Consider the following 18,870-nt stretch of genomic DNA (forward strand, 5'->3'; position numbering starts at 1 on the left):
GCCCCCCAAATGCCACATGTCGCTAAACCCTACCGATCCATACGCCCCTCGACCATGGTGAGGGAGATCTTCTTGCGAGCGCGGTCCACGCCGGTGACCCACACGGTCACGGTGTCGCCCACGGCGACGACCTCGCTCGGGTGCTTCACGAAGCGGCTCGCCAACTTGGAGATGTGCACCAGACCGTCCTGGTGCACACCGATGTCCACGAAGGCGCCGAAGTCCACCACGTTGCGCACGGTGCCCTTGAGCTCCATGCCCACCTCGAGATCCTCGATGCTGCGCGCCGCCTGGGAGAACACGACCTCCGGGGCGTCGTCGCGCGGGTCGCGGCCGGGCTTCTCGAGCTCAGCCACGATGTCGCGCAGGGTGGGCACGCCGCAGCCGAGCTCGGCCGCGACCGCACCCAGGTTGCCGATCTTGACCCCGATGCCGGGCACGCCGCCAGCGGCGAGCGCACTCGGCGCCACCCCCGCACGGCGCAGCAGCTCGCCCGCGACCTCGTAGCTCTCGGGATGCACGCTCGTGGCGTCGAGCGGGTTCTTACCGCCGGTGATGCGCATGAAGCCCGCCGCGTTGAGATACGCCTTGGGTCCGAGCTTGGGGACCTTCTTGAGCTGGCGACGATCGGTGAACGCGCCGTTCTCCTCGCGATAGGCGACGATGTTCTTGGCGACCGCCGGCGTGATGCCCGAGACGTACCCCAGTAGGCTCGCGCTCGCAGTGTTCACGTCGACGCCCACGCGGTTGACCACATTCTCGACCACGTTGCCCAAAGCGCGTCCGAGCTCACCCTGGTCGAGGTCGTGCTGGTACTGGCCAACGCCGATGGACTGCGGCGGGATCTTGACCAGTTCCGCCAACGGGTCCTGCAGGCGGCGGCCCAGGCTCATCGCGCCGCGCGTGGTCACGTCGAGGTCGGGGCACTCCTCGCTCGCCAGCTTGGAGGCCGAGTACACCGACGCGCCCGCCTCGTTCACGATGGTGTAGCGCAGCTCGGGCGCGGACTCGGCGATGAACGCCGCCACGACCTCCTCGGTCTCGCGGCTCGCCGTGCCGTTGCCCACCACGATGGTGTTGACGCGGTGCTTGCGCGTGAGGCGCAGCAGCTCGCGCTTGGTGCCCGCGACATCGCGTCGCGGCGGCGTGGGGTACAAGATCGTGTGGTCGAGGAGCTTGCCGTACTCGTCCAGCACGGCGACCTTGCAGCCCGCCCGGTAACCGGGGTCGAGCGCGATCACGCGGGCACCGCGGACGGGACGCTGCTGCAGCAAGCCCTCGGTGTTCTTGGCAAAGACCTTGATGGCGTCCTCCTGCGCGCGCATGGTGAGGTCAACGCGTAGCTCGCGATCGAGTGAGGGGGCCATGAGACGCTTGTATCCGTCGGCGATGGCGGCGTTGAGCTCCCCCGCGAACGGCCCGCGACGACGCGGATACCGGCGCTGCAGGCGCTCGGCGGCCGCCTCGCCGTCCACGCGCACGCGTACGCGCAGCTTGCCCTCGCGTTCACCGCGGTTGATGGCGAGGATGCGGTGGTTGGGGATGGACCGGGCCGCCTCGGAGAACTCGTAATAGGGCTCGTACGGAGTCTTCTCGTCCGCATCGACGGCCTCCGACTCGATGGCGGCCGTCTTGTGCGTGTACTCGCGCAGGTCCGCCGTGTTCTCGGGGTCCTCCGCCACGAGCTCCGCCACGATGTCGCGCGCACCGGCGAGCGCGGCCTCCGCCGTGGCGAAGCCTCCCTCGGCGTTGACGTAGCCCGCGGCCGCCGCGAGCGGCTCGGCCCCTTGCGCGGGCTGCATGAGGATGAGGTTCGCAAGCGGCTCGAGGCCTGCGTCGCGCGCCTTGGACGCGCGGGTGGCACGCTTCTTGCGGAAGGGTTTGTAGAGATCCTCAACGCGCTGGAGGGTGGGCGCCTCTTCGATGCTCTCGCGAAGCTCCTCGGTGAGCTTGCCCTGGCCGTCGATCACCGCGATGACGTCGGACTTGCGCTGCTCGAGGTTGCGCAGGTAGGACAGGCGGTCGTCGAGCGCGCGGAGCGCGACGTCGTCCATGCCGCCCGTGGCCTCCTTGCGGTAGCGGGCGATGAACGGAATCGTGGCGCCCTCGTCGATGAGGGCGATGACGGACTCGACGCGCGCGGCGGGCTGGCCCAACTCGGCGGCGAGAGCAGCCACGATGCGCTTGTGGCGCGCGGCGAGCTCCTCGGCGGAGGGCTCGACGCGACGCGAGGCCGCGGGGGCGTCCGCCACGTCGTCCGCCGTGAGCGAGCCCGCGGAGCCCAACGGCGTCGAGGGGACGGGGCGCACCGCCGAGGAGGTCGCGGCCGCATACTCGGCCTTGGCCCTTTCCAGCTCTGCCGAGACCCCGGACTCGGCGGGCACGTCCTTGCGCACGCCGCTGCCCTCCGGGCTCAGCGCAGCGACCATATTCATGATGGCGGCGACGTCGACGTTGTTCGTTTCAGCCATGCAGGCACTCTCCCATCAAAATCGGTTAGGCATTACATCCTACCCGACCGGCCGGACGCCACATGCAATCACTACGCATCGCCCAGACAACGGCGAGGTCGGTGCTCTCCCCTCCCGCACATCGCAGGATGGCAGATTGCATGTCAACGCGTGCCATGCTCCCCAACCCCACTCTGCTATGCTGTGCCGGGATATCACTCGCTCGAAAGGTCTGTGCGGAATGCATCGCATCCTGTTGTCTGCCACGGGAGCATCTGCCGTTCCACCATGGCACAATTCGCGTTCGAGGAGCTCGTGCGGCGCGCGGGGCTCCAGGATGACTTCACCGTCGACTCCGCCGCCACCTCGACCGAGGAGATTGGCAATCCGCCGCATCATGGCACGGTTGCCAAGCTACGCGAAGTCGGGATTCCCGTCGTCGCCCATCGCGCCCGCCAGGTGCGTCGCGCGGAGTATGCCGACTGGGACCACATCATCTATATGGACGCCGAGAATGCGCGCGGACTGCGCCGCATCTTTGGCGAAGACCCCGACGGCAAGATCACGCGCCTGCTCGATTGGACCGGTCGCCCCGGCGATGTCGCCGATCCCTGGTACACCGGCGACTTCGACGCCACGTACCGCGACGTCATCGAGGGCTGCACGGCCCTCTTCGAACGCCTGACCGGGATCCGCGCGCCGGAGCTGCCGGACGCGGGCGCGCGCTAGGGGCGCCCCATGATCGGACTCGGCACCCTCATCTGGGGAAAGACGTTCCGCGTGGCGAACATGCTGCCGGCGGTACTTGCAGCCATGGCCGGTGCCTTCTTCGTATAGGGCCACGTCGCCCTCAACGTGCCCATTGCCAAAAAACGACGGGCCGCCGATCTCCCCCGGCAGCCCGTCTTGCCTAGAACTCCACGTTGCCGAACTCGGACAGCTTGAGCTCCTTGTTGTGATCCGTGGCCCAATCGATGTTCCACGGGCTCGTGAACAGTAGCAGCTTGCCGCCGCGCATGTCCTCGACGCGCAGCGTGTCACGCGTGAGGGAGAGCGCCGGGATGTCGATGGTGCCGGGCTCGTTCACGATCCAGCGGATGTCGGTGTAGGGCAGCGGCTGGCGGCGCACCTCGACGTGGTACTCGCTCTTGAGGCGCTGCTCGAGCACCTCGAACTGCAGGGTGCCCACCACTCCCACAATGACCGACTCCATACCGGCACCGAGCTCGCGGAAGATCTGGATGGCGCCCTCCTGGGCGAGCTGCTCCATGCCCTTCACGAACTGCTTGCGCTTGAGCGTATCGACCTGCGTGACGCGCGCGAACAGCTCGGGCGCGAACGTGGGGATGCCCGTGAACTGCACCGGCTTCTTGCCCGTGCAGATGGTGTCGCCGATGGAGAAGATGCCCGGGTCGAACAGGCCCACGATGTCGCCGGCGTAGGCCTCGTCCACGATGGCGCGGTCGTCGGCCATCATGGTCGTGCCCGTGGCCAGCTTGATCTTGCGGCCGCCCTGCACGTGCGTGGCGTCCATGCCGCGCTCGAACTTGCCGGAGCAGATGCGCACGAAGGCAATGCGGTCGCGATGGTTCTTGTCCATGTTCGCCTGAATCTTGAAGACGAAGCCGGAGAAGTCCTCCCGCGTGGGCTCCACGGGCTCGCCGGTGAGCGCGTCGGTGTGCGCACCGGGGCCGGGAGCCAGGCGCAGGAAGTCCTTGAGGAAGGGCTCCACGCCGAAGTTGGTGAGTGCCGAGCCGAAGAACACGGGCGAGAGCTTGCCGGTGAGCACCGCATCGAGATCGAACTCGGAGTCGGCGCCGTCGAGTAGCTCGATATCGTCCATCAGGTTGTTGTGGTTGTGCTCGCCGATGAGCTCGGTCAGCGCGGCGTCGCCGAGCGTGGCCTCGACCTCGTCCACCTTCTTAGTGCCGTTGGCGCGACCGTCGCCCTCGAAGGCAAGGACATGGCGGCTCGCGCGGTCGAACACGCCGCGGAAATCGCGGCCGTTGCCGATGGGCCAGTTCATGGGGTACGTGCGGATGCCGAGCACGTTCTCGACCTCCTCCATGAGGTCGAACGGGTCGCGCGTCTCGCGGTCCATCTTGTTCACGAACGTGAAGATCGGGATGCCGCGCATGGCGCAGACGCGGAAGAGCTTCTTGGTCTGGGCCTCGACGCCCTTGGCGCCGTCGATGACCATGACCGCGGCGTCGGCGGCCATGAGCGTACGATACGTGTCCTCGGAGAAGTCCTGGTGGCCGGGAGTGTCGAGGATGTTCACGCAGCAGCCGCCATAGGTGAACTGCAGCACCGAGGAGGTAACGGAGATGCCGCGCTGCTTCTCGATGTCCATCCAGTCGGAGACGGCATGACGGGAATTCTGCTTGCCCTTGACCGAGCCGGCACTCTGAACCTGGCCGGTGTAGAGCAGGAGCTTCTCGGTGAGGGTGGTCTTGCCGGCGTCGGGGTGCGAGATGATCGCGAACGTGCGACGGGAGGAAATCTGCGGGGCGTAAGATGCCATGGGCGCGTGCGTCCTTTTCTGACGTGGCGACGCGTTTGAGACGCGCCGTTCGATATGACGTGATTTGAACCGCTCGTATTGTAGCGGCATACGAGGGCGATCCGGGTCGTCGTGGGCGTCATGGAGCATTATGCAGCGGATTTCCACTGCGAGGCGTTCGCCTAGGCCCCCATGGTACATTTTATGGTGGATTTTGCACCCGTCCCCAATTGCACCAATTTGCATGTTAAGAGTTGGGTGCAGCGCTCTCTCGCGCACTCCATCATGCTAAAGTGTCCGCACGAAGACAACAGACACCCATATGATGAGAGAGGGACGGTATGGCAACGACACCGCGCGGATTCAGAGATATCCTGCCCGACGAGGCGGAGATGCGCGAGCATATCGTCGCGACGGTGAAGGCCCGCCTCGTGCACCATGGCTACCGCCCCATCGAAACGCCCCTCATCGAATCGGCGAGCGTCGGCGAAGCCAACGCCTGGAGTTCCGATGCACCGTTCAATCTCTTCGACGACAACGGCGCCCTACTCGCCGTGCGACCGGACAACACGACCTCGGTGGTCCGCGCCATCGCCGCGCGCATGAGCGAGCGTGACCTGCCGCTGCGCCTGCGCTACGAGGCCCCCGTCGTGCGTCAGCAGCCCCGCGGCACCGCACGGGCGCGCCAATTCACCCAACTCGGGTATGAACTCGTAGGCGAGGGCGGGGACGCCGCGGACGCCGAGATGACCCTCATCGCCGCCGAAGCACTCGATGACCTGGGGCTCAATTCTTGGCAGCTCGTCTGCGGCAGCGTCGTTCCCTATCAGGCCCTCCTCGAGCTCGGCGTCGATGAGGCACTCGCCAACGAGGCGCTCGCGCTCGTCCACGCCAACAACTACATCGACCTTGACGAGCTCGCCGCCACGAGCGACCTACCCGTCGCGCTCCAGTGCGCCATGCGCGAGCTGCCCCGCATCACGGGTGGCCCCGAGGCGCTCGACCGTGTTGACGCCCTATTGCGCGCCGCCGGCTCCACCACCTCCACGACGACGGAGCTGCGATCGCTCGTCCAGCGCCTGACCTCGCGCAACGCCGAGCTGGCGAGCCACCTCTCCTTCGATTTCTCCCTCATGAGCTCGTTTGGCTACTACACCGGGCTGGTGCTCAAAGCCTACGCAGGCGACCTCGCCGATCCCGTGGGGTCGGGTGGCCGTTACGACGCGGTGCTCGACGCCGCCCTTGAGCAGGGTGCGGCAGCCGCGGGTTTCGCGTTCTCACTCGAACGCCTCACCGAGGTGTTGGAGGCACAAGCCGAGCAGGCGCCGTGCAGCGATATCCGCGTGGGTGGATCGGCAGACGCCGCGCGCCCCGACTCTGCCGCCACCACGGGTCCCAACGCATCCGAGACGGACGACGAGCAGGCGCCCCTGCGCATCGCCGTGCCCAAGGGCTCGTTGAAGGACGACACCATCGCCGCACTCGAAGCCGTCGGCATCGACGCGAGCGGGCTGCGCAACCCCGGACGTCACCTGATCATACGCACGCGCGATACGCGCGAGGGCGAGGGCGCGATCGGCCCGGTCGAGCTCGTCATCGTGCGTGCCACGGACGCCCCCGCCTTCGTCGCGCTCGGAGGGACCGACTGCGGCATCTGCGGACGCGACTCGCTCATCGAGGCGGACCTCGACCTGCTGCAACTCGTCGATTTGGCGTATGGAGCCTGCCGATTCATCGAAGCCGAACCAGCGGGACGCGCCGAAGCGACCAAGCGCTCCTATGCCCGGCGCGGATGCCTACGCGTGGCAACCAAGTACCCGCGCATCGCGAGCGCCTGGTACGAGGAGCGCGGCGTGAATGCCGAGGTGGTGGCCTTGCACGGTAATATCGAGCTCGGTCCCATCGTGGGGCTCGCCGATCGCATCGTCGACATCACCGCCACCGGTACGACCCTGCGCGAGAACGACCTCGTGATCACCGGCGAACTCATGACCTGCACCGCACGCTTCTTCGCGAATCCCGGCCGCGCACGACTCGACCCGCGTGTGCGTGAGCTCGCCCGGCGTCTCGCTGCCTGGCGCGACGAGAGCGCCTGCGACGACGCGCATTAAGGCCGTCAACACGCTCGATACGCACGCTGAGTTCCCACCCCTCCCCCATCGACTCGGAGCATCGGCCCATCGGGCCCCTCCGCGCTCCAGCCCCAGAAAGGCCCGCATATGAACACCGTCATCCTGCTCCCCGGCGAGCGTCTCACCGTATCCAACCTTGGGCGCGAGGGCGCCGTCTCGGCAAAGATCACCCAAGCTGCCGCGAACATCATCGACACTGTGCGTGCGGAGGGCGACGCCGCCCTGCGTCGGTACGCCGCCGAGTTCGATGGTGTCGACCTCACCGACTTCCGCGTGCCGCAGGAACGCATCGACGCCGCCCTCGAGCAGGTGGATGCGTCCCTCATCGCCGCCCTCGAGAAGGCCGCCGCGCAGATCCGCGACTTCCACCAGCGCCAGGTCCGCCAGTCATGGTTCACCACGCGCGCGGACGGCACGCTGCTCGGCGTGCAGGTGACGCCCGTGCGCGCCGCCGGCATCTACGTCCCCGGCGGACGCGCCCAGTACCCCTCGACCGTGCTGATGAATGCCATTCCCGCCAAGGTCGCCGGCGTGGAACGCGTCGTGATGGTCACGCCTCCCCAGCGCGACGGAGGGATCTCGCCCGCCACGCTCGCCGCGGCCAAAGTCGCCGGCGTCGACGAGATTTACCTGGTGGGCGGAGCCCAGGCCGTCGCCGCCCTCGCCTACGGCACCGAGAGCATCCCGCGCGTGGAGAAGATCACGGGGCCGGGCAACGCCTACGTGGCAGCCGCGAAACGCCTCGTCTCGGGCGATGTGGGCATCGACATGATCGCGGGCCCCTCCGAGGTCTGCGTGCTCGCCGACGCGAGCGCCGAGGCAGCCGTGGTTGCCGCCGATCTCATGGCCCAGGCCGAGCACGATCCGCTGGCGGCGTGCTACCTCGTAACTGAGAGCCCCGAACTCGCGCGCGGTGTCGAGGCGGCGCTCGAGGTCCTTCTCGCCCAAAGCCCACGCGCCGAAATCACCCGCACCTCCCTCACCGACCAGGGGACCATCGTAATCGCGCCCGATCTCGCGACCGCGATTGACGCCGTGAATACCATCGCCCCCGAGCACCTCGAACTCCACTGCGCCGATGCCCTCGGACTCGTCGGCTCCATCCGCAACGCGGGCGCGATCTTTGTGGGCGCCTGGAGTTCCGAGCCGCTGGGCGACTACGTGGCAGGGCCCAACCACACCCTGCCCACCGGCGGCACCGCGCAGTTCTCCAGCCCGCTGTCCGTCGACGACTTCGTCACGAGCTCGTCGGTCATCTGCTACACGCCGCAGGGCTTACTCGCCGACGCCCCCGCCACCCAGACCATGGCGCAGGCCGAGGGCCTGTGGGCGCACGCGCTCTCCGCGGGACTGCGCCGCCGCCTTATCGATGAGGGTGCCCCTGCCGTGGCGACCAAAGTCCTCGCCGAGGCGGACCTCACCGTCATCGCCTGGCCCGACGACGATGCTGCAACGGTGGCGTACGGCGTCGGACGCCCCGCCGCTCAGGGGGAGGTGAGGTAGCCGTGGCAGAGCTCTCCGCGCGCGCCCAGCGCCTCATGCAGCCGCACCTGCGCTCCATCGAGCCGTACGACCCGAACTTCACGGCCACACGCATCAACCTCTCCGCAAACGAGAACACCCACCCCCTGCCGGCGAGCGTCCGCGAGGCCGTGGACGAGGTGCTCGCCGCGACCCCGCTCAATCGCTACCCCGACCCCATGTCGGATGTGCTACGTGACGAAATTGCCGCCGCGAACGACGTCACGCGCGCCCAGGTCTGCGTGGGCAACGGCGGCGACGAGCTTCTCTATAACTTCCTGCTCGCTTTCGGCGGCCGGAATCGCTCCGTCCTCATCTGCCCGCCATGCTTCTCGGAGTACGCGTTCTTCGCCCAGATCACCGAGACGAATGTCCGCACTGCGGGCCGCGATCCACGCACGCTCACCTTGGACGAGGAGGCGCTGCTCGCCTGCGCGCGCACCTGTGACCTCGTGATTGTCACCTCGCCCAACAACCCCACCGGCGACCTGGCCGACCTCGGCCTCATCCAGCGCGTCTGCCACGCGTGCCACGGTCTGGTGATGGTGGATGAGGCGTATATCGAGTTCGCCGGTGAGGATGCCTCGGCCCTGCCTCTCCTCGCGCACCTCGACAACCTCGCCATCCTGCGCACGCTCTCCAAGGCCTACGGTGCGGCCGGGACGCGATGCGGCTACGTAATGGCCGCCGCGGACATCATCGACGCGCTCTCCGCCGTTCGCCAAATCTACTCCGTCAACGTCCTCACACAAGCAGCCGCGCTCGCCCTCGTGCGCCAGCGCGGCGCCCTCGAGCCGCTCACCGCCTCCATCGTTGCCGAGCGCGAACGGCTGCAACGCGCCCTCGCGGGGCTTCCCGGCGTCACCGTATGGCCGAGCAGCGCGAACTTCCTGCTGGTTCGCATGGCCGACGCCACCGCCATCCGCAACCGCCTACGCGACGAGCACTCAATCCTCGTGCGCGACTTCAGCTCCGCGGCCGGTCTTGAGGACTGCCTGCGCATCACCGTGGGGACGCCCGAGGAAAACGACGCCGTCATCGCGGCGCTGACCGAACTTCTGCCTTAAGGAGGACCGATCGCCATGACCGATTCCGCCAACCGCCGCGCCGTCGTCACGCGCGTCACCGGGGAAACCGACATCACCGCCGAGCTCGACCTTGACGGCACCGGCACCTGCCTAATCGATACCGGTGTGCCGTTCTTCGACCACATGCTCAACGCCTTCGGGCGCCATGGTCTGTTCGACCTTACCGTCCGCGCCATAGGGGACGTCGAGGTCGACGCCCACCACACCGTCGAGGACACCGGCATCGTGCTCGGCCAGGCATTCGCGGAGGCGCTCGGAGATAAGGCCGGAATCACGCGCTTTTCCGACGTGTGCATTCCCATGGACGAGACGCTCGTCCAGGCGGCCGTCGATATCTCGGGGCGCGGGCAGGCGTACTGCGACCTTCCCGTTCCCACCGAGCGCGTGGGCGCGTTCGACACCGAGCTCGCCGTCGAGTTCTTCTACGCCTTCGCCCGCGACGCGCGCGTGACGCTGCACGTGCGCGAGCTCGCCGGGGCGAACTCGCACCACATCATCGAGGCCGCGTTCAAGGCGGCAGGCCGCGCGATGCGCTACGCCTGCGAACTCGACCCGCGCGTGAGCGGTGTGCCCTCCACCAAGGGCTCGCTGTAAGGGAGGCGCTCGTGAGCGAACCGAACATCGTGGTGGTCGACTACCACAAAGGCAACCTGTCGAGCGTCGTGCGCGGACTCACGCGCGCGGGGGCGCATGCCTTCGCATCCGATGACCCCGACGTCATCGCGCGTGCCGACGGCATCGTCCTGCCGGGCGTCGGCTCGTTTTACGACGCGATCGCGTACATGGCCGAACGTGGCCAGGACCGCGCCGTGATCGAAGCCACACGCGGCGGTGAGGGCACGCCGTTTTTAGGCATATGCCTGGGGCTGCAGCTCCTTTTCGAACGCGGTGACGAGGGCGTTCCCGCAGACGCGCCAACCGTCCTCGCACCCGACCCCCGCGGCACGGGCCTCGACGCCGGGTCGATTTTCGAGGCCGACGGGACGCACTGGGTGCGCGGGCTCGCCGTGCTTCCCGGCAGCTGCACGCGGCTCGAATCGGCACGTCTCAAGGTTCCCCATGTGGGCTGGGATCAGGTGCACCTGACCGGGCACGGACGCCCGTGCCCCTTGCTGGAGGGGCTCGCCGAGGGGTCGAATGTCTACTTCACCCACTCCTATGCCCTCGGGGCCGACGTCGATGAGGACGACGTGGCGGGCGTCACGCACTATGCGCGCAACTTCGCCTCCGTTGTGGCGCACGGCAGCGTCTTCGGCTGCCAGTTCCACCCCGAGAAGTCCTCCGCGCATGGGCACGCGATTCTTCGCAACTTCGTGCGCCTGTGCTCCTAGGAGCTCAACGTGCGCCCCGGGAGCTGCGCCTCTTCGCAGCGTCCACGTCGCATTTCCCCGCTCCGCACCCACGCTGCGCCGCACCATCAACCCCCTACCGAGGAGGCCCCTCGTGATCATCTTTCCCGCCATCGACCTGATTGACGGTAAGGTCGTGCGCCTCGAACGAGGCGACCGCAACCGCATGAAGGTCTATTCCGACGACCCCGTTGCCATCGCACGCGAATTCTCGCAAGCGGGCGCGCAGTGGATCCACGTCGTCGATCTTTCCGCGGCATTCGGCGAAGACGACGACGCGTGCGCCGCCAACATGCGCGCGATTCGCTCGATTTGTTCCATAGAGGGGCTATCGATCGACGTCGGCGGCGGCGTCCGCTCCCTCGCGCGCATCGACCAACTCGCCGCGGCGGGTGCCAAGCGCATCGCCCTCGGCACCGTCTTGGTCACTGAACCCGGGTTTGCCGAGGTCGCAGCGCGTGGATTTGGAGAGCTGCTCGTTGCAGACGTCGCTGCCCGCGACGGGCAGGTCAAGGTCAACGGCTGGCGCGATGGCGTTGGACGCAACTGCGACGAGGTCGTGTCCGAACTCGCCTCGCTGGGATTCAAGCACCTCGTGTTCACCGACATCGCCCGCGACGGCATGCAGACGGGCATCGATGTCGATGCGTATCGCGCGGTCGCCCGTGTCGCCGGATTCCCCGTGGTCGCCTCGGGCGGCATCTCGACGCTCGACGACATTCGCGCCCTCGCCGCCGCCGGACCGGAGGTCATCGAGGGTGCCATCACCGGACGTGCCCTGTACGAGGGCTCCTTCACGCTCGAGCAGGCGCTCGATGCGGCGGCTGGGAGGTAGACCATGCTCACCAAACGTGTTATTCCCTGTCTCGATGTGCGCGATGGGCGCGTGGTAAAGGGCGTCAACTTCGTTGACTTGCGCGATGCCGGCGACCCCATCGAACTCGCCGCCGCCTACGACCGCGAGGGAGCCGACGAGGTGGTCTTCCTCGACATCACCGCCACGAGCGATAACCGTGCCACGACCATCGACATGGCGGCCCGCGCCGCCGCCGAACTCGCCATCCCCTACACCGTGGGCGGAGGATTCCGCGACCTTCCCGGCATGCGCACCATGGTTGCTGCCGGCGCCGACAAGGTCTCGGTTAATTCGGCTGCGGTGCGCGACCCCGATCTCATCACACAAGCCGCGGCCGCATTCGGCAGCCAAGCCGTTGTGGTGGCGATCGATGCCAAGCGCGCGGGCAAGCCCGGAGCGCCCGGTGCCGATCGATGGGAGGTCTACCTTGCCGGCGGGCGCACCCCCACCGGCATCGACGCCGTTGCCTGGGCAGAGGAAGCGGCTCGCCGCGGGGCTGGTGAGATCTTGCTCACCAGCATGGACCGCGACGGCACGAAAGCCGGATTCGACCTAGCGCTCACCCGTACCGTGGCACGCGCGGTGTCCATTCCTGTCATCGCCTCAGGCGGCGTGGGCACGCTCGAGCACTTCGCCGAGGGCGTACTGGAGGGCGAGGCCGATGCCGTACTCGCCGCAAGCGTCTTCCACTTTGGCACCTACTCGATCCGCCAGGTGAAGGAATACATGGCCGCCCAGGGCATTCCCGTGAGATTGGACTTCTGATGAACATCAATGACCTGCAATTTGACGACCGTGGCCTCATCACCTGCGTAGTGCAGCAGCACGATACGGGCGAGGTGCTCATGGTCGCCTGGATGAGCCGAGAGTCGGTGCGCCTCACGCTCGAGACGGGCACCACCTGGTTTTGGAGCCGCAGCCGGCAGGAGCTCTGGAACAAGGGCGCCACCAGCGGCAACATGCAGCGTGTGATCGAGCTGCGCGCCGACTGCGACGCCGACACGCTGCTCGCGCTCGTCGACTCGCCCGGCCCCGCGTGCCATACCGGCAACCGCACCTGTTTCTTCAACACGGTCGGGGCGGAATAACGCCGTCGCCGCCCCGCGCCGTCGGCGCCCCGCGTTCGCACCGGCACATCATCGAACAGGAGACCAACATGGGAGTTAGAACCGCCAACGTGCAACCCGGTAACATCGGCGAGACCCTCGAGGGGTTGGCCGCCACCATCCACGCGCGCCGCGACGCCTCTCCTCAGGAGAGCTATACGGCGCGTCTACTCACGGATGTCGAGGACGAGCTGCTCAAAAAGCTCGCCGAGGAGGCCAGCGAAATCATCATGGCCTGCAAGGATCGCGATCACGATCACATCCGCTATGAGGCGGGTGACCTGGTATATCACCTGCTCGTGACCCTCGAACGCTACGGCATCTCGCTCGACGAACTCGCCGGCGAGCTCAATGCCCGGATGAAGTAGCCCCGTCATTCGCCCGCAGGCGTTCAGGCGTCAGCACAGTCAAAAAAAGGGCCTCGGCGCGCAGCCGAGGCCCAAGGGCAATGCAGCGAAGATTACTTGCAGAGCGACAGGGCCGCGTCGTCGGCGATGACCACGCAGTTGGGGTGCAGCTGCAGGATAGAAGCCGGGCAGGAAGGCTGGATGGGGCCAAAGCACATGTCGTGCACGGCCTGGGCCTTCTTCTCGCCATTGGCGATTACGAGCACCATGTAGGCGTTCATGATGGTGTGGATGCCCATGGTGTACGCCTGACGAGGAACGTCCTCGATGTTGTCGAACAGGCGGCTGTTGGCCTCGATGGTGCTCTCGGTGAGGTCGACGCAGTGCGTGCCCTTGGAGAAGCAGGTGTCGGGCTCATTGAAACCAATGTGGCCATTGTTGCCAATGCCCAGGAGCTGCAGGTCGGGATAGCCGGCCTCCTCGACGATACGGTCGTACTCGGCGCACGTGGCCTCGGCATCGGGGTTGGAGCCGTCCGGCACATGGGTGTTGGCCTGATCGATGTTGATGTGATCGAACAGGTTCTCCTTCATGAAATAATGGTAGCTCTGGGGATCGTCGTGGGACAAACCGCGATACTCGTCCAGGTTGTAGGTGCTCACCTGGGAAAAGTCCAGATCGCCCGCCTCATAGGCCTTGATGAGGTTCTGATAGGTGCCGATGGGCGTGGAACCGGTGGCAAGACCCAAGACGCAGCAGGGATCCATGACAACCTGAGCGGCGATGAGATTTGCCGCCTTTCGGCTCATATCCTCATAGTCGGCGGCGTGAACGATACGCATGACGCGCTCCTTTCCTCCGGGACATCCAGTCCCGGCACATGCGGCCCCGTCGGCCGCAACCAACGTGAGACGCGCACCGTCCAGGGCGAGGGCGCGTATGTCAAAATCCCCACCGTGTCGAGGCCCCTGCCCGTCCACGGCGACTCGGACGCGTTCGCCCCAGCACTTCTATTGTGAAGGTTGCGCGAGGAAATGCAAGTATGGCCTCGCAAGCCCTCAAGCTAAGGGAAACCCGCCAAGAGAAACTCCTGGCGGGTTTGTCATTCCAATTGCCCCATCGGGCCCCGTTACCGCGAACGAACGGTGATGAGCTGGTCGAGCTCCTCGACATCCGCTCCTTCCGATCCCTTAATGCTGGCATATTCCGCAGAATTGCAGATAAGGATCGGCACCGTGACGTCATAGCCCTCGGCTGCGATGGCCTCTCCGTCAAACTCTATGAGCACGTCACCGCGATGCACTGCATCTCCCACGGACGCGTTCACCTTGAAATGCTTGCCATCGAGCCTAACCGTCTCCAGGCCAACGTGGATGAGTACGTCGAGGCCTTCTGCGGTATGGATCGCCACCGCATGCCCCGTGGGGAAGATCGCCTCGATCTTACCATCGGACGGGGCCACCACGCGATTGCCCGTGGGCCGGATGGCCACGCCCTGACCAAGCAAGCCCTTGGCGAACATCTGGTCAGAGACTTCCGAAAGCGGGATAACATGGCCCGCCAGGGGCGAGGTCAGTACGCTCGTGCGAGCGTTCACGTTAAGCGACTTGAGAAATCTGTCGAACATCTAACTCCTTTGAGGTCCCCCATGTCTCTCCATTCTACCGAACTGTGAGACCGAAAACCAATCCCGGAAACCAGGGCTCGCTTAGGGGAGCTCGCGCTGGACCACGGCAACGATCGAGTCGACGGCGGCCTGTGCCGCCTCCTGCGTCTCTGCCTCGGCCATCACGCGCACAAGCGGCTCGGTACCGGAGGTGCGAACGAGGATGCGACCACGCTCGCCCAGCTCCTCCTCTGCCGCGCGAACGGCGTCCCACACGGGCTTGCACTCATCGAGCTCGGCCTTGCGCTCGCTGCGCACGTTGACGAGCACCTGCGGGAAGATCTTGACCGGGGCGCACAGCTCGGAGAGCTTCATGCGCTCGGCTCGGATGACCTCCATGATGCGCAGGGACGTCATGATGCCGTCTCCCGTAGTCTCGATATCGCCAAAGATGACATGGCCCGACTGCTCGCCGCCAAGGCTATAGCCCTTTTCGCGCATACAGGCGGTGACGTACTTGTCGCCCACCGGCGTAGTCTCGTACTTGAGGTTGGCACGGTCGAGCGCGCGGAACAGACCGAGATTGCTCATGACCGTGGGAACCACGGTGCCGGCGGTGAGACGGCCGTGCTTGTGCAGGTAAGTGCCGCACACATACAGGATCAGGTCACCGTCGACCACGTTACCGCGATCATCGACCGCCAGGCAGCGGTCGGCATCGCCATCATAGGCAAAGCCCACATCAAGGCCCTGCTCGACCACATGACGGCGCAGACGCTCAATATGCGTGGAGCCGCAGTCGACGTTGATGTTGAAGCCGTCGGGCGCATTGTTGATGATACGGACATCGGCGCCAAGGGCGTCGAACACGGGTTTTGCCACCGAGGAGGCGGAGCCATTCGCGCAGTCCAGGCCGACCTTCACGCCCTGCAGAGAGAAATTCGCGCTGGCGATCAGATGCGCGATGTAGCGGTTGCGGCCCTGCATGTAATCGACCGTGCAGCCAATCTCATCGCCCGAGGCGAACGGGATCTCGCTCTTGCCGTCGATGTAGTCCTCGATGAGCTCAAGGACTTCCTCGTCCATCTTGCAGCCTTCGCTGTTCATGAGCTTGATGCCGTTATCGGTATAGGGGTTGTGGCTCGCCGAGATCATGATGCCGCAGTCGAAGCGGCCGTCGATGGTTTCGTACGCAACGCCCGGCGTGGGGATGACGTGGAGCATGTACGCATCGGCACCGGAAGCGACCAATCCAGAAACGAGACCGGACTCGAACATGTAGCTCGAGCGGCGCGTATCCTTGCCCACAATGACGCGGGCCGTGCGGTTCTGGCGCGCGCCGTAGTACCAACCTACGTAGCGACCAATCTTATACGCGTGCTCGACCGTGAGGGTCGTGCCCGCCTCGCCGCGGAAGCCGTCGGTTCCGAAGTACTTCATTCGCATTCCTTCCATACGCCCAGCGCCCATACGACGCCGGTCTGATGTGGGGCGGACATTGTTGAGAACGAAAAATCCGCACCGTCGTAATGGTACAAAAAAAGGGCCCACCGAAAAACTCGGTAGGCCCATTTCCATACGGGAAACGTCTTCGCAAACGCCTTAGCGCTTGGAGAACTGGGGAGCGCGGCGGGCCTTCTTGAGGCCGTACTTCTTGCGCTCGACGACGCGGGCGTCACGGGTGAGGAAGCCAGCGCGCTTGAGGTCGGCACGATAGTCGCCCGCCTCGAGAAGGGCGCGGGCGATGCCCAGGCGCAGGGCGCCGGACTGACCGGTGATGCCGCCGCCATCGCACAGGGCGATGACGTCAAAGGAACCGAGGGTGTCGGTCACCTTGAAGGGGGCAAGGGCGTCCTCAACGAGCTGGTGACGGCCGAAGTACTCCTCGGCGTCGCGCTTGTTGATGGTCACCTTACCGGTGCCAGGGACGATACGGACACGAGCAACGGCGTTCTTGCGACGGCCGGTGCCGTAGTAAACAACGGTGTTCTCAGCCATCTTTTAGCCCTCCAGCTCGATCTTGACGGGGTTCTGAGCAGCGTGCGGATGCTCGGCGCCAGCATAGACCTTGAGCTTGGTCAGCTGCTTGCGGCCGAGAGTGGTCTTGGGGAGCATGCCGCGGACAGCGCGCTCGATGACCTTCTCCGGGTGCTTCTCCATAGCCTGGCGGAAGGACTCCGCCTTGAGGCCGCCATTGTAGCCGGAGTGACGGTAGTAGGTCTTGTGGTCAGCCTTGTTGCCGGTAAGCTGGACCTTATCGGCGTTGATGACAACCACGAAGTCACCACAGTCGGAGTTGGGCGTGAACTGGGGCTTGTTCTTGCCGCGCAGGATCTTGGCAACCTGGGCAGCAAGACGGCCCAGCGTGGCGCCCTCGGCGTCGATGAGGACCCAGTTACGGGCAACCTCACCCTGCTTGGCGTAGTGAGTCGACTTAAGAATCACTTTTCCTCCATGTACAGTACGTGTGTCTTAACAGAGTTTCACGGGGCTCTGGAAAGTAACTTGTCAATAATACCGCCCTGTACAGCGAAGTCAACGCATTTCCGCCATACGTGCAGAACTTCTGCACAGGCGGGACGGAGACGGAGGCGGGCGATGGTTTTGGATGCTCTTCCCACCCCCGGCGAAACGATGCCCGGACGCCCCGGCGGCCTCCGCCTCTTCGTCGGCAACAAGCCTCTTGCAGACGTTCGGCACCCTGCCGGAACCTCTCGGGCACCTCACAAGAAGGAACCCGGGGGCCTTGCGCCTGCCCGGGTTCCCGACCTCTCCGCCCTCTGATGGGGCTTCTCTGAGTATCTCAGTGGAGAGGACCCTTTTTCACTCTTCTTATACCACGAAGTGCCAGCAGGTAGTCTTACTGGTATGAGAAATCAAGACCAACCGGTAAGCGGTCGATATTCAGCCGCCAACGGAATGCGCGGTATCGACGTCACGCCTCCGTCCAGCCCCTATTTGCCCACGAACTCCCGTATCTCATCAATATGGGCAACCGCCTCTTGGCGGCCCTGAATATACAGATCGAGCAACTTCGCCGCATCGTGTTCGACATGCCCCACCTCAACGGGGCGCGGCGGCGCCAGCACAAATGCCCGGCCCTCACGCTCATATTCCCAAATGTGCTCGCGCTGCTCGTTGTAGCGCACGTGACGATTCTCCATTGCCTCCAGCAAATACGGATATGCGGCGTATGCGCGCTGAGCAGCCGGCATGAGCCCATAAGTGCCCTTGACGTAATCGCGATCCTGCGTGAGCACCACAATCGCCCGGTCAAAACCCGCATCTTCGAGCGCATGCTCAACCGGTACGGAATCGGCGGTGCCACCGTCCAGATACAGGTGCCCATCGATCTCGACAGGCTGCGTAACCAGCGGCAAGGACGTGGAGGCGCGCACGGCGTCGATGTCGAGCGTTGCATTGCGAACCGGCAGGTACGCGGCAGTTCCGAACATCACATCCGTGGCGCATGCATACATTTCCATGGGATTCGCCAAATAGGCGTCATTATCGAAGGGGTCAAGGCGATCCTGTACGTCGTTGAGCATGAAATCGTAGCCGACCATGCTGCCGGTGGTAATGAGCGACTGAGCGCCCATGTAGCGCGGATCATTGCAAAATGCCAGGTTCACGCGGTTTGCACGACCGATCTGACGGCTCTTGTAATTCAGGCCGTTGAGCGCACCCGCAGAGGTTCCGTAACACGCCGCGACCTCAACGCGGTGCTCCATGAGAACGTCGAGCACGCCCGCGGTGAACTGGCCACGAAAGCTGCCGCCCTCCAAAACAATCGCAACCTTACCCGCGTTTTTCGCCTTGTCTTCCATCTGAGCTCCTCTCGTCTGTATGACTTGTACCCCAATGAGTCGTGAAGATGAACAGATGTCCGCAAATCATGGGGCTTCTTCTCCC

Annotated in this window: 18 protein-coding genes; 10 read left to right on the forward strand and 8 right to left on the reverse strand. The window is 65.5% G+C overall.

Translation table 11 applies throughout. From position 1 onward, the window contains the following. Positions 1-29: 29 nt before the first annotated feature. The gene (locus tag Q5Q88_RS00480) at positions 30-2,471 is read right to left on the reverse strand and encodes a Tex family protein (RefSeq protein WP_302741121.1); all 2,442 of its coding nucleotides are present in this window, start codon (positions 2,469-2,471) and stop codon (positions 30-32) included. A 213-nt stretch (positions 2,472-2,684) separates the two neighbouring features. Between Q5Q88_RS00480 and Q5Q88_RS00485 the strand changes: the two genes are divergently transcribed. After that, entirely contained in the window at positions 2,685-3,179 is a 495-nt protein-coding gene (locus Q5Q88_RS00485; RefSeq protein ID WP_302741123.1) for a low molecular weight protein-tyrosine-phosphatase, read from the forward strand. 181 nt (positions 3,180-3,360) lie between these two features. Here Q5Q88_RS00485 and Q5Q88_RS00490 read toward each other — a convergent pair whose 3' ends face one another. After that, positions 3,361-4,974 (reverse strand): peptide chain release factor 3, encoded by a 1,614-nt coding sequence (locus Q5Q88_RS00490; RefSeq protein ID WP_302741124.1) that lies wholly within the window; start codon positions 4,972-4,974, stop codon positions 3,361-3,363. Positions 4,975-5,294: 320 nt separating this feature from the next. Between Q5Q88_RS00490 and hisG the strand changes: the two genes are divergently transcribed. The 9 genes from hisG to hisE all read left to right on the forward strand — a co-directional run bounded on the left by hisG (position 5,295) and on the right by hisE (position 13,373). Continuing rightward, positions 5,295-7,064 carry an ATP phosphoribosyltransferase gene (gene hisG / locus Q5Q88_RS00495; protein ID WP_302741125.1) on the forward strand — a complete coding sequence of 590 codons (1,770 nt, stop codon included), beginning with the start codon at positions 5,295-5,297 and terminating at the stop codon, positions 7,062-7,064. A 108-nt stretch (positions 7,065-7,172) separates the two neighbouring features. Further along, a complete protein-coding gene (hisD, locus tag Q5Q88_RS00500) occupies positions 7,173-8,588 on the forward strand; it encodes a histidinol dehydrogenase (protein ID WP_302741127.1) in 1,416 nt (471 codons plus the stop codon). Between the two features lie 2 nt (positions 8,589-8,590). Then, positions 8,591-9,673: a histidinol-phosphate transaminase gene (gene hisC / locus Q5Q88_RS00505; protein ID WP_330006565.1), complete on the forward strand. Its 1,083-nt coding sequence runs from the start codon at positions 8,591-8,593 to the stop codon at positions 9,671-9,673. Between the two features lie 15 nt (positions 9,674-9,688). After that, positions 9,689-10,288 (forward strand): imidazoleglycerol-phosphate dehydratase HisB, encoded by a 600-nt coding sequence (gene hisB / locus Q5Q88_RS00510; protein WP_302741129.1) that lies wholly within the window; start codon positions 9,689-9,691, stop codon positions 10,286-10,288. Between the two features lie 11 nt (positions 10,289-10,299). Further along, a complete protein-coding gene (locus tag Q5Q88_RS00515; RefSeq protein ID WP_302741131.1) occupies positions 10,300-11,025 on the forward strand; it encodes an imidazole glycerol phosphate synthase subunit HisH in 726 nt (241 codons plus the stop codon). 112 nt (positions 11,026-11,137) lie between these two features. Then, complete coding sequence (locus Q5Q88_RS00520; RefSeq protein WP_302741133.1) at positions 11,138-11,878, forward strand: HisA/HisF-related TIM barrel protein; 741 nt, start codon at positions 11,138-11,140, stop codon at positions 11,876-11,878. Positions 11,879-11,881: 3 nt separating this feature from the next. Further along, on the forward strand, positions 11,882-12,664 hold the full coding sequence (gene hisF, locus Q5Q88_RS00525; protein ID WP_302741134.1) for an imidazole glycerol phosphate synthase subunit HisF: 783 nt from the start codon (positions 11,882-11,884) through the stop codon (positions 12,662-12,664). Next, the gene (gene hisI / locus Q5Q88_RS00530; RefSeq protein ID WP_294121941.1) at positions 12,664-12,987 is read left to right on the forward strand and encodes a phosphoribosyl-AMP cyclohydrolase; all 324 of its coding nucleotides are present in this window, start codon (positions 12,664-12,666) and stop codon (positions 12,985-12,987) included. The genes hisF and hisI overlap by 1 nt, the downstream gene beginning before the upstream one ends. 68 nt (positions 12,988-13,055) lie before the next feature. Next, entirely contained in the window at positions 13,056-13,373 is a 318-nt protein-coding gene (hisE, locus tag Q5Q88_RS00535) for a phosphoribosyl-ATP diphosphatase (protein WP_294121942.1), read from the forward strand. A gap of 92 nt (positions 13,374-13,465) precedes the next feature. On the opposite strand, the gene nagB is transcribed toward hisE, so the two are convergent. From nagB to Q5Q88_RS00565, 6 genes are all read right to left on the reverse strand, one after another. Next, positions 13,466-14,194, reverse strand: coding sequence for a glucosamine-6-phosphate deaminase (gene nagB / locus Q5Q88_RS00540; RefSeq protein ID WP_294121943.1), 729 nt, complete (start codon positions 14,192-14,194; stop codon positions 13,466-13,468). 287 nt (positions 14,195-14,481) lie between these two features. After that, positions 14,482-14,979 (reverse strand): PTS glucose transporter subunit IIA, encoded by a 498-nt coding sequence (locus tag Q5Q88_RS00545; RefSeq protein ID WP_118654217.1) that lies wholly within the window; start codon positions 14,977-14,979, stop codon positions 14,482-14,484. 81 nt (positions 14,980-15,060) lie between these two features. Beyond that, complete coding sequence (gene glmM / locus Q5Q88_RS00550; protein WP_302741138.1) at positions 15,061-16,398, reverse strand: phosphoglucosamine mutase; 1,338 nt, start codon at positions 16,396-16,398, stop codon at positions 15,061-15,063. Positions 16,399-16,560: 162 nt separating this feature from the next. Continuing rightward, complete coding sequence (gene rpsI, locus Q5Q88_RS00555) at positions 16,561-16,956, reverse strand: 30S ribosomal protein S9 (RefSeq protein WP_006720175.1); 396 nt, start codon at positions 16,954-16,956, stop codon at positions 16,561-16,563. A 3-nt stretch (positions 16,957-16,959) separates the two neighbouring features. Continuing rightward, complete coding sequence (rplM, locus tag Q5Q88_RS00560) at positions 16,960-17,403, reverse strand: 50S ribosomal protein L13 (RefSeq protein ID WP_118654215.1); 444 nt, start codon at positions 17,401-17,403, stop codon at positions 16,960-16,962. A gap of 509 nt (positions 17,404-17,912) precedes the next feature. After that, positions 17,913-18,785 carry a patatin family protein gene (locus tag Q5Q88_RS00565; RefSeq protein WP_294121945.1) on the reverse strand — a complete coding sequence of 291 codons (873 nt, stop codon included), beginning with the start codon at positions 18,783-18,785 and terminating at the stop codon, positions 17,913-17,915. Positions 18,786-18,870 lie beyond the last annotated feature (85 nt).

Source organism: uncultured Collinsella sp., from assembly GCF_959026545.1.
GTDB lineage: Bacteria > Actinomycetota > Coriobacteriia > Coriobacteriales > Coriobacteriaceae > Collinsella.

Excerpts from the sequence above, each read along its gene's own strand:
- glmM (WP_302741138.1), bottom strand. The coding sequence starts at position 16,398 with ATGAAGTACTTCGGAACCGACGGCTTCCGCGGCGAGGCGGGCACGACC.
- hisF (WP_302741134.1), top strand. The coding sequence starts at position 11,882 with ATGCTCACCAAACGTGTTATTCCCTGTCTCGATGTGCGCGATGGGCGC.
- hisI (WP_294121941.1), top strand. The coding sequence starts at position 12,664 with ATGAACATCAATGACCTGCAATTTGACGACCGTGGCCTCATCACCTGC.
- hisD (WP_302741127.1), top strand. The coding sequence starts at position 7,173 with ATGAACACCGTCATCCTGCTCCCCGGCGAGCGTCTCACCGTATCCAAC.
- rpsI (WP_006720175.1), bottom strand. The coding sequence starts at position 16,956 with ATGGCTGAGAACACCGTTGTTTACTACGGCACCGGCCGTCGCAAGAAC.
- nagB (WP_294121943.1), bottom strand. The coding sequence starts at position 14,194 with ATGCGTATCGTTCACGCCGCCGACTATGAGGATATGAGCCGAAAGGCG.
- Q5Q88_RS00490 (WP_302741124.1), bottom strand. The coding sequence starts at position 4,974 with ATGGCATCTTACGCCCCGCAGATTTCCTCCCGTCGCACGTTCGCGATC.
- Q5Q88_RS00545 (WP_118654217.1), bottom strand. The coding sequence starts at position 14,979 with ATGTTCGACAGATTTCTCAAGTCGCTTAACGTGAACGCTCGCACGAGC.
- Q5Q88_RS00565 (WP_294121945.1), bottom strand. The coding sequence starts at position 18,785 with ATGGAAGACAAGGCGAAAAACGCGGGTAAGGTTGCGATTGTTTTGGAG.
- hisB (WP_302741129.1), top strand. The coding sequence starts at position 9,689 with ATGACCGATTCCGCCAACCGCCGCGCCGTCGTCACGCGCGTCACCGGG.
- Q5Q88_RS00480 (WP_302741121.1), bottom strand. The coding sequence starts at position 2,471 with ATGGCTGAAACGAACAACGTCGACGTCGCCGCCATCATGAATATGGTC.
- hisE (WP_294121942.1), top strand. The coding sequence starts at position 13,056 with ATGGGAGTTAGAACCGCCAACGTGCAACCCGGTAACATCGGCGAGACC.
- hisG (WP_302741125.1), top strand. The coding sequence starts at position 5,295 with ATGGCAACGACACCGCGCGGATTCAGAGATATCCTGCCCGACGAGGCG.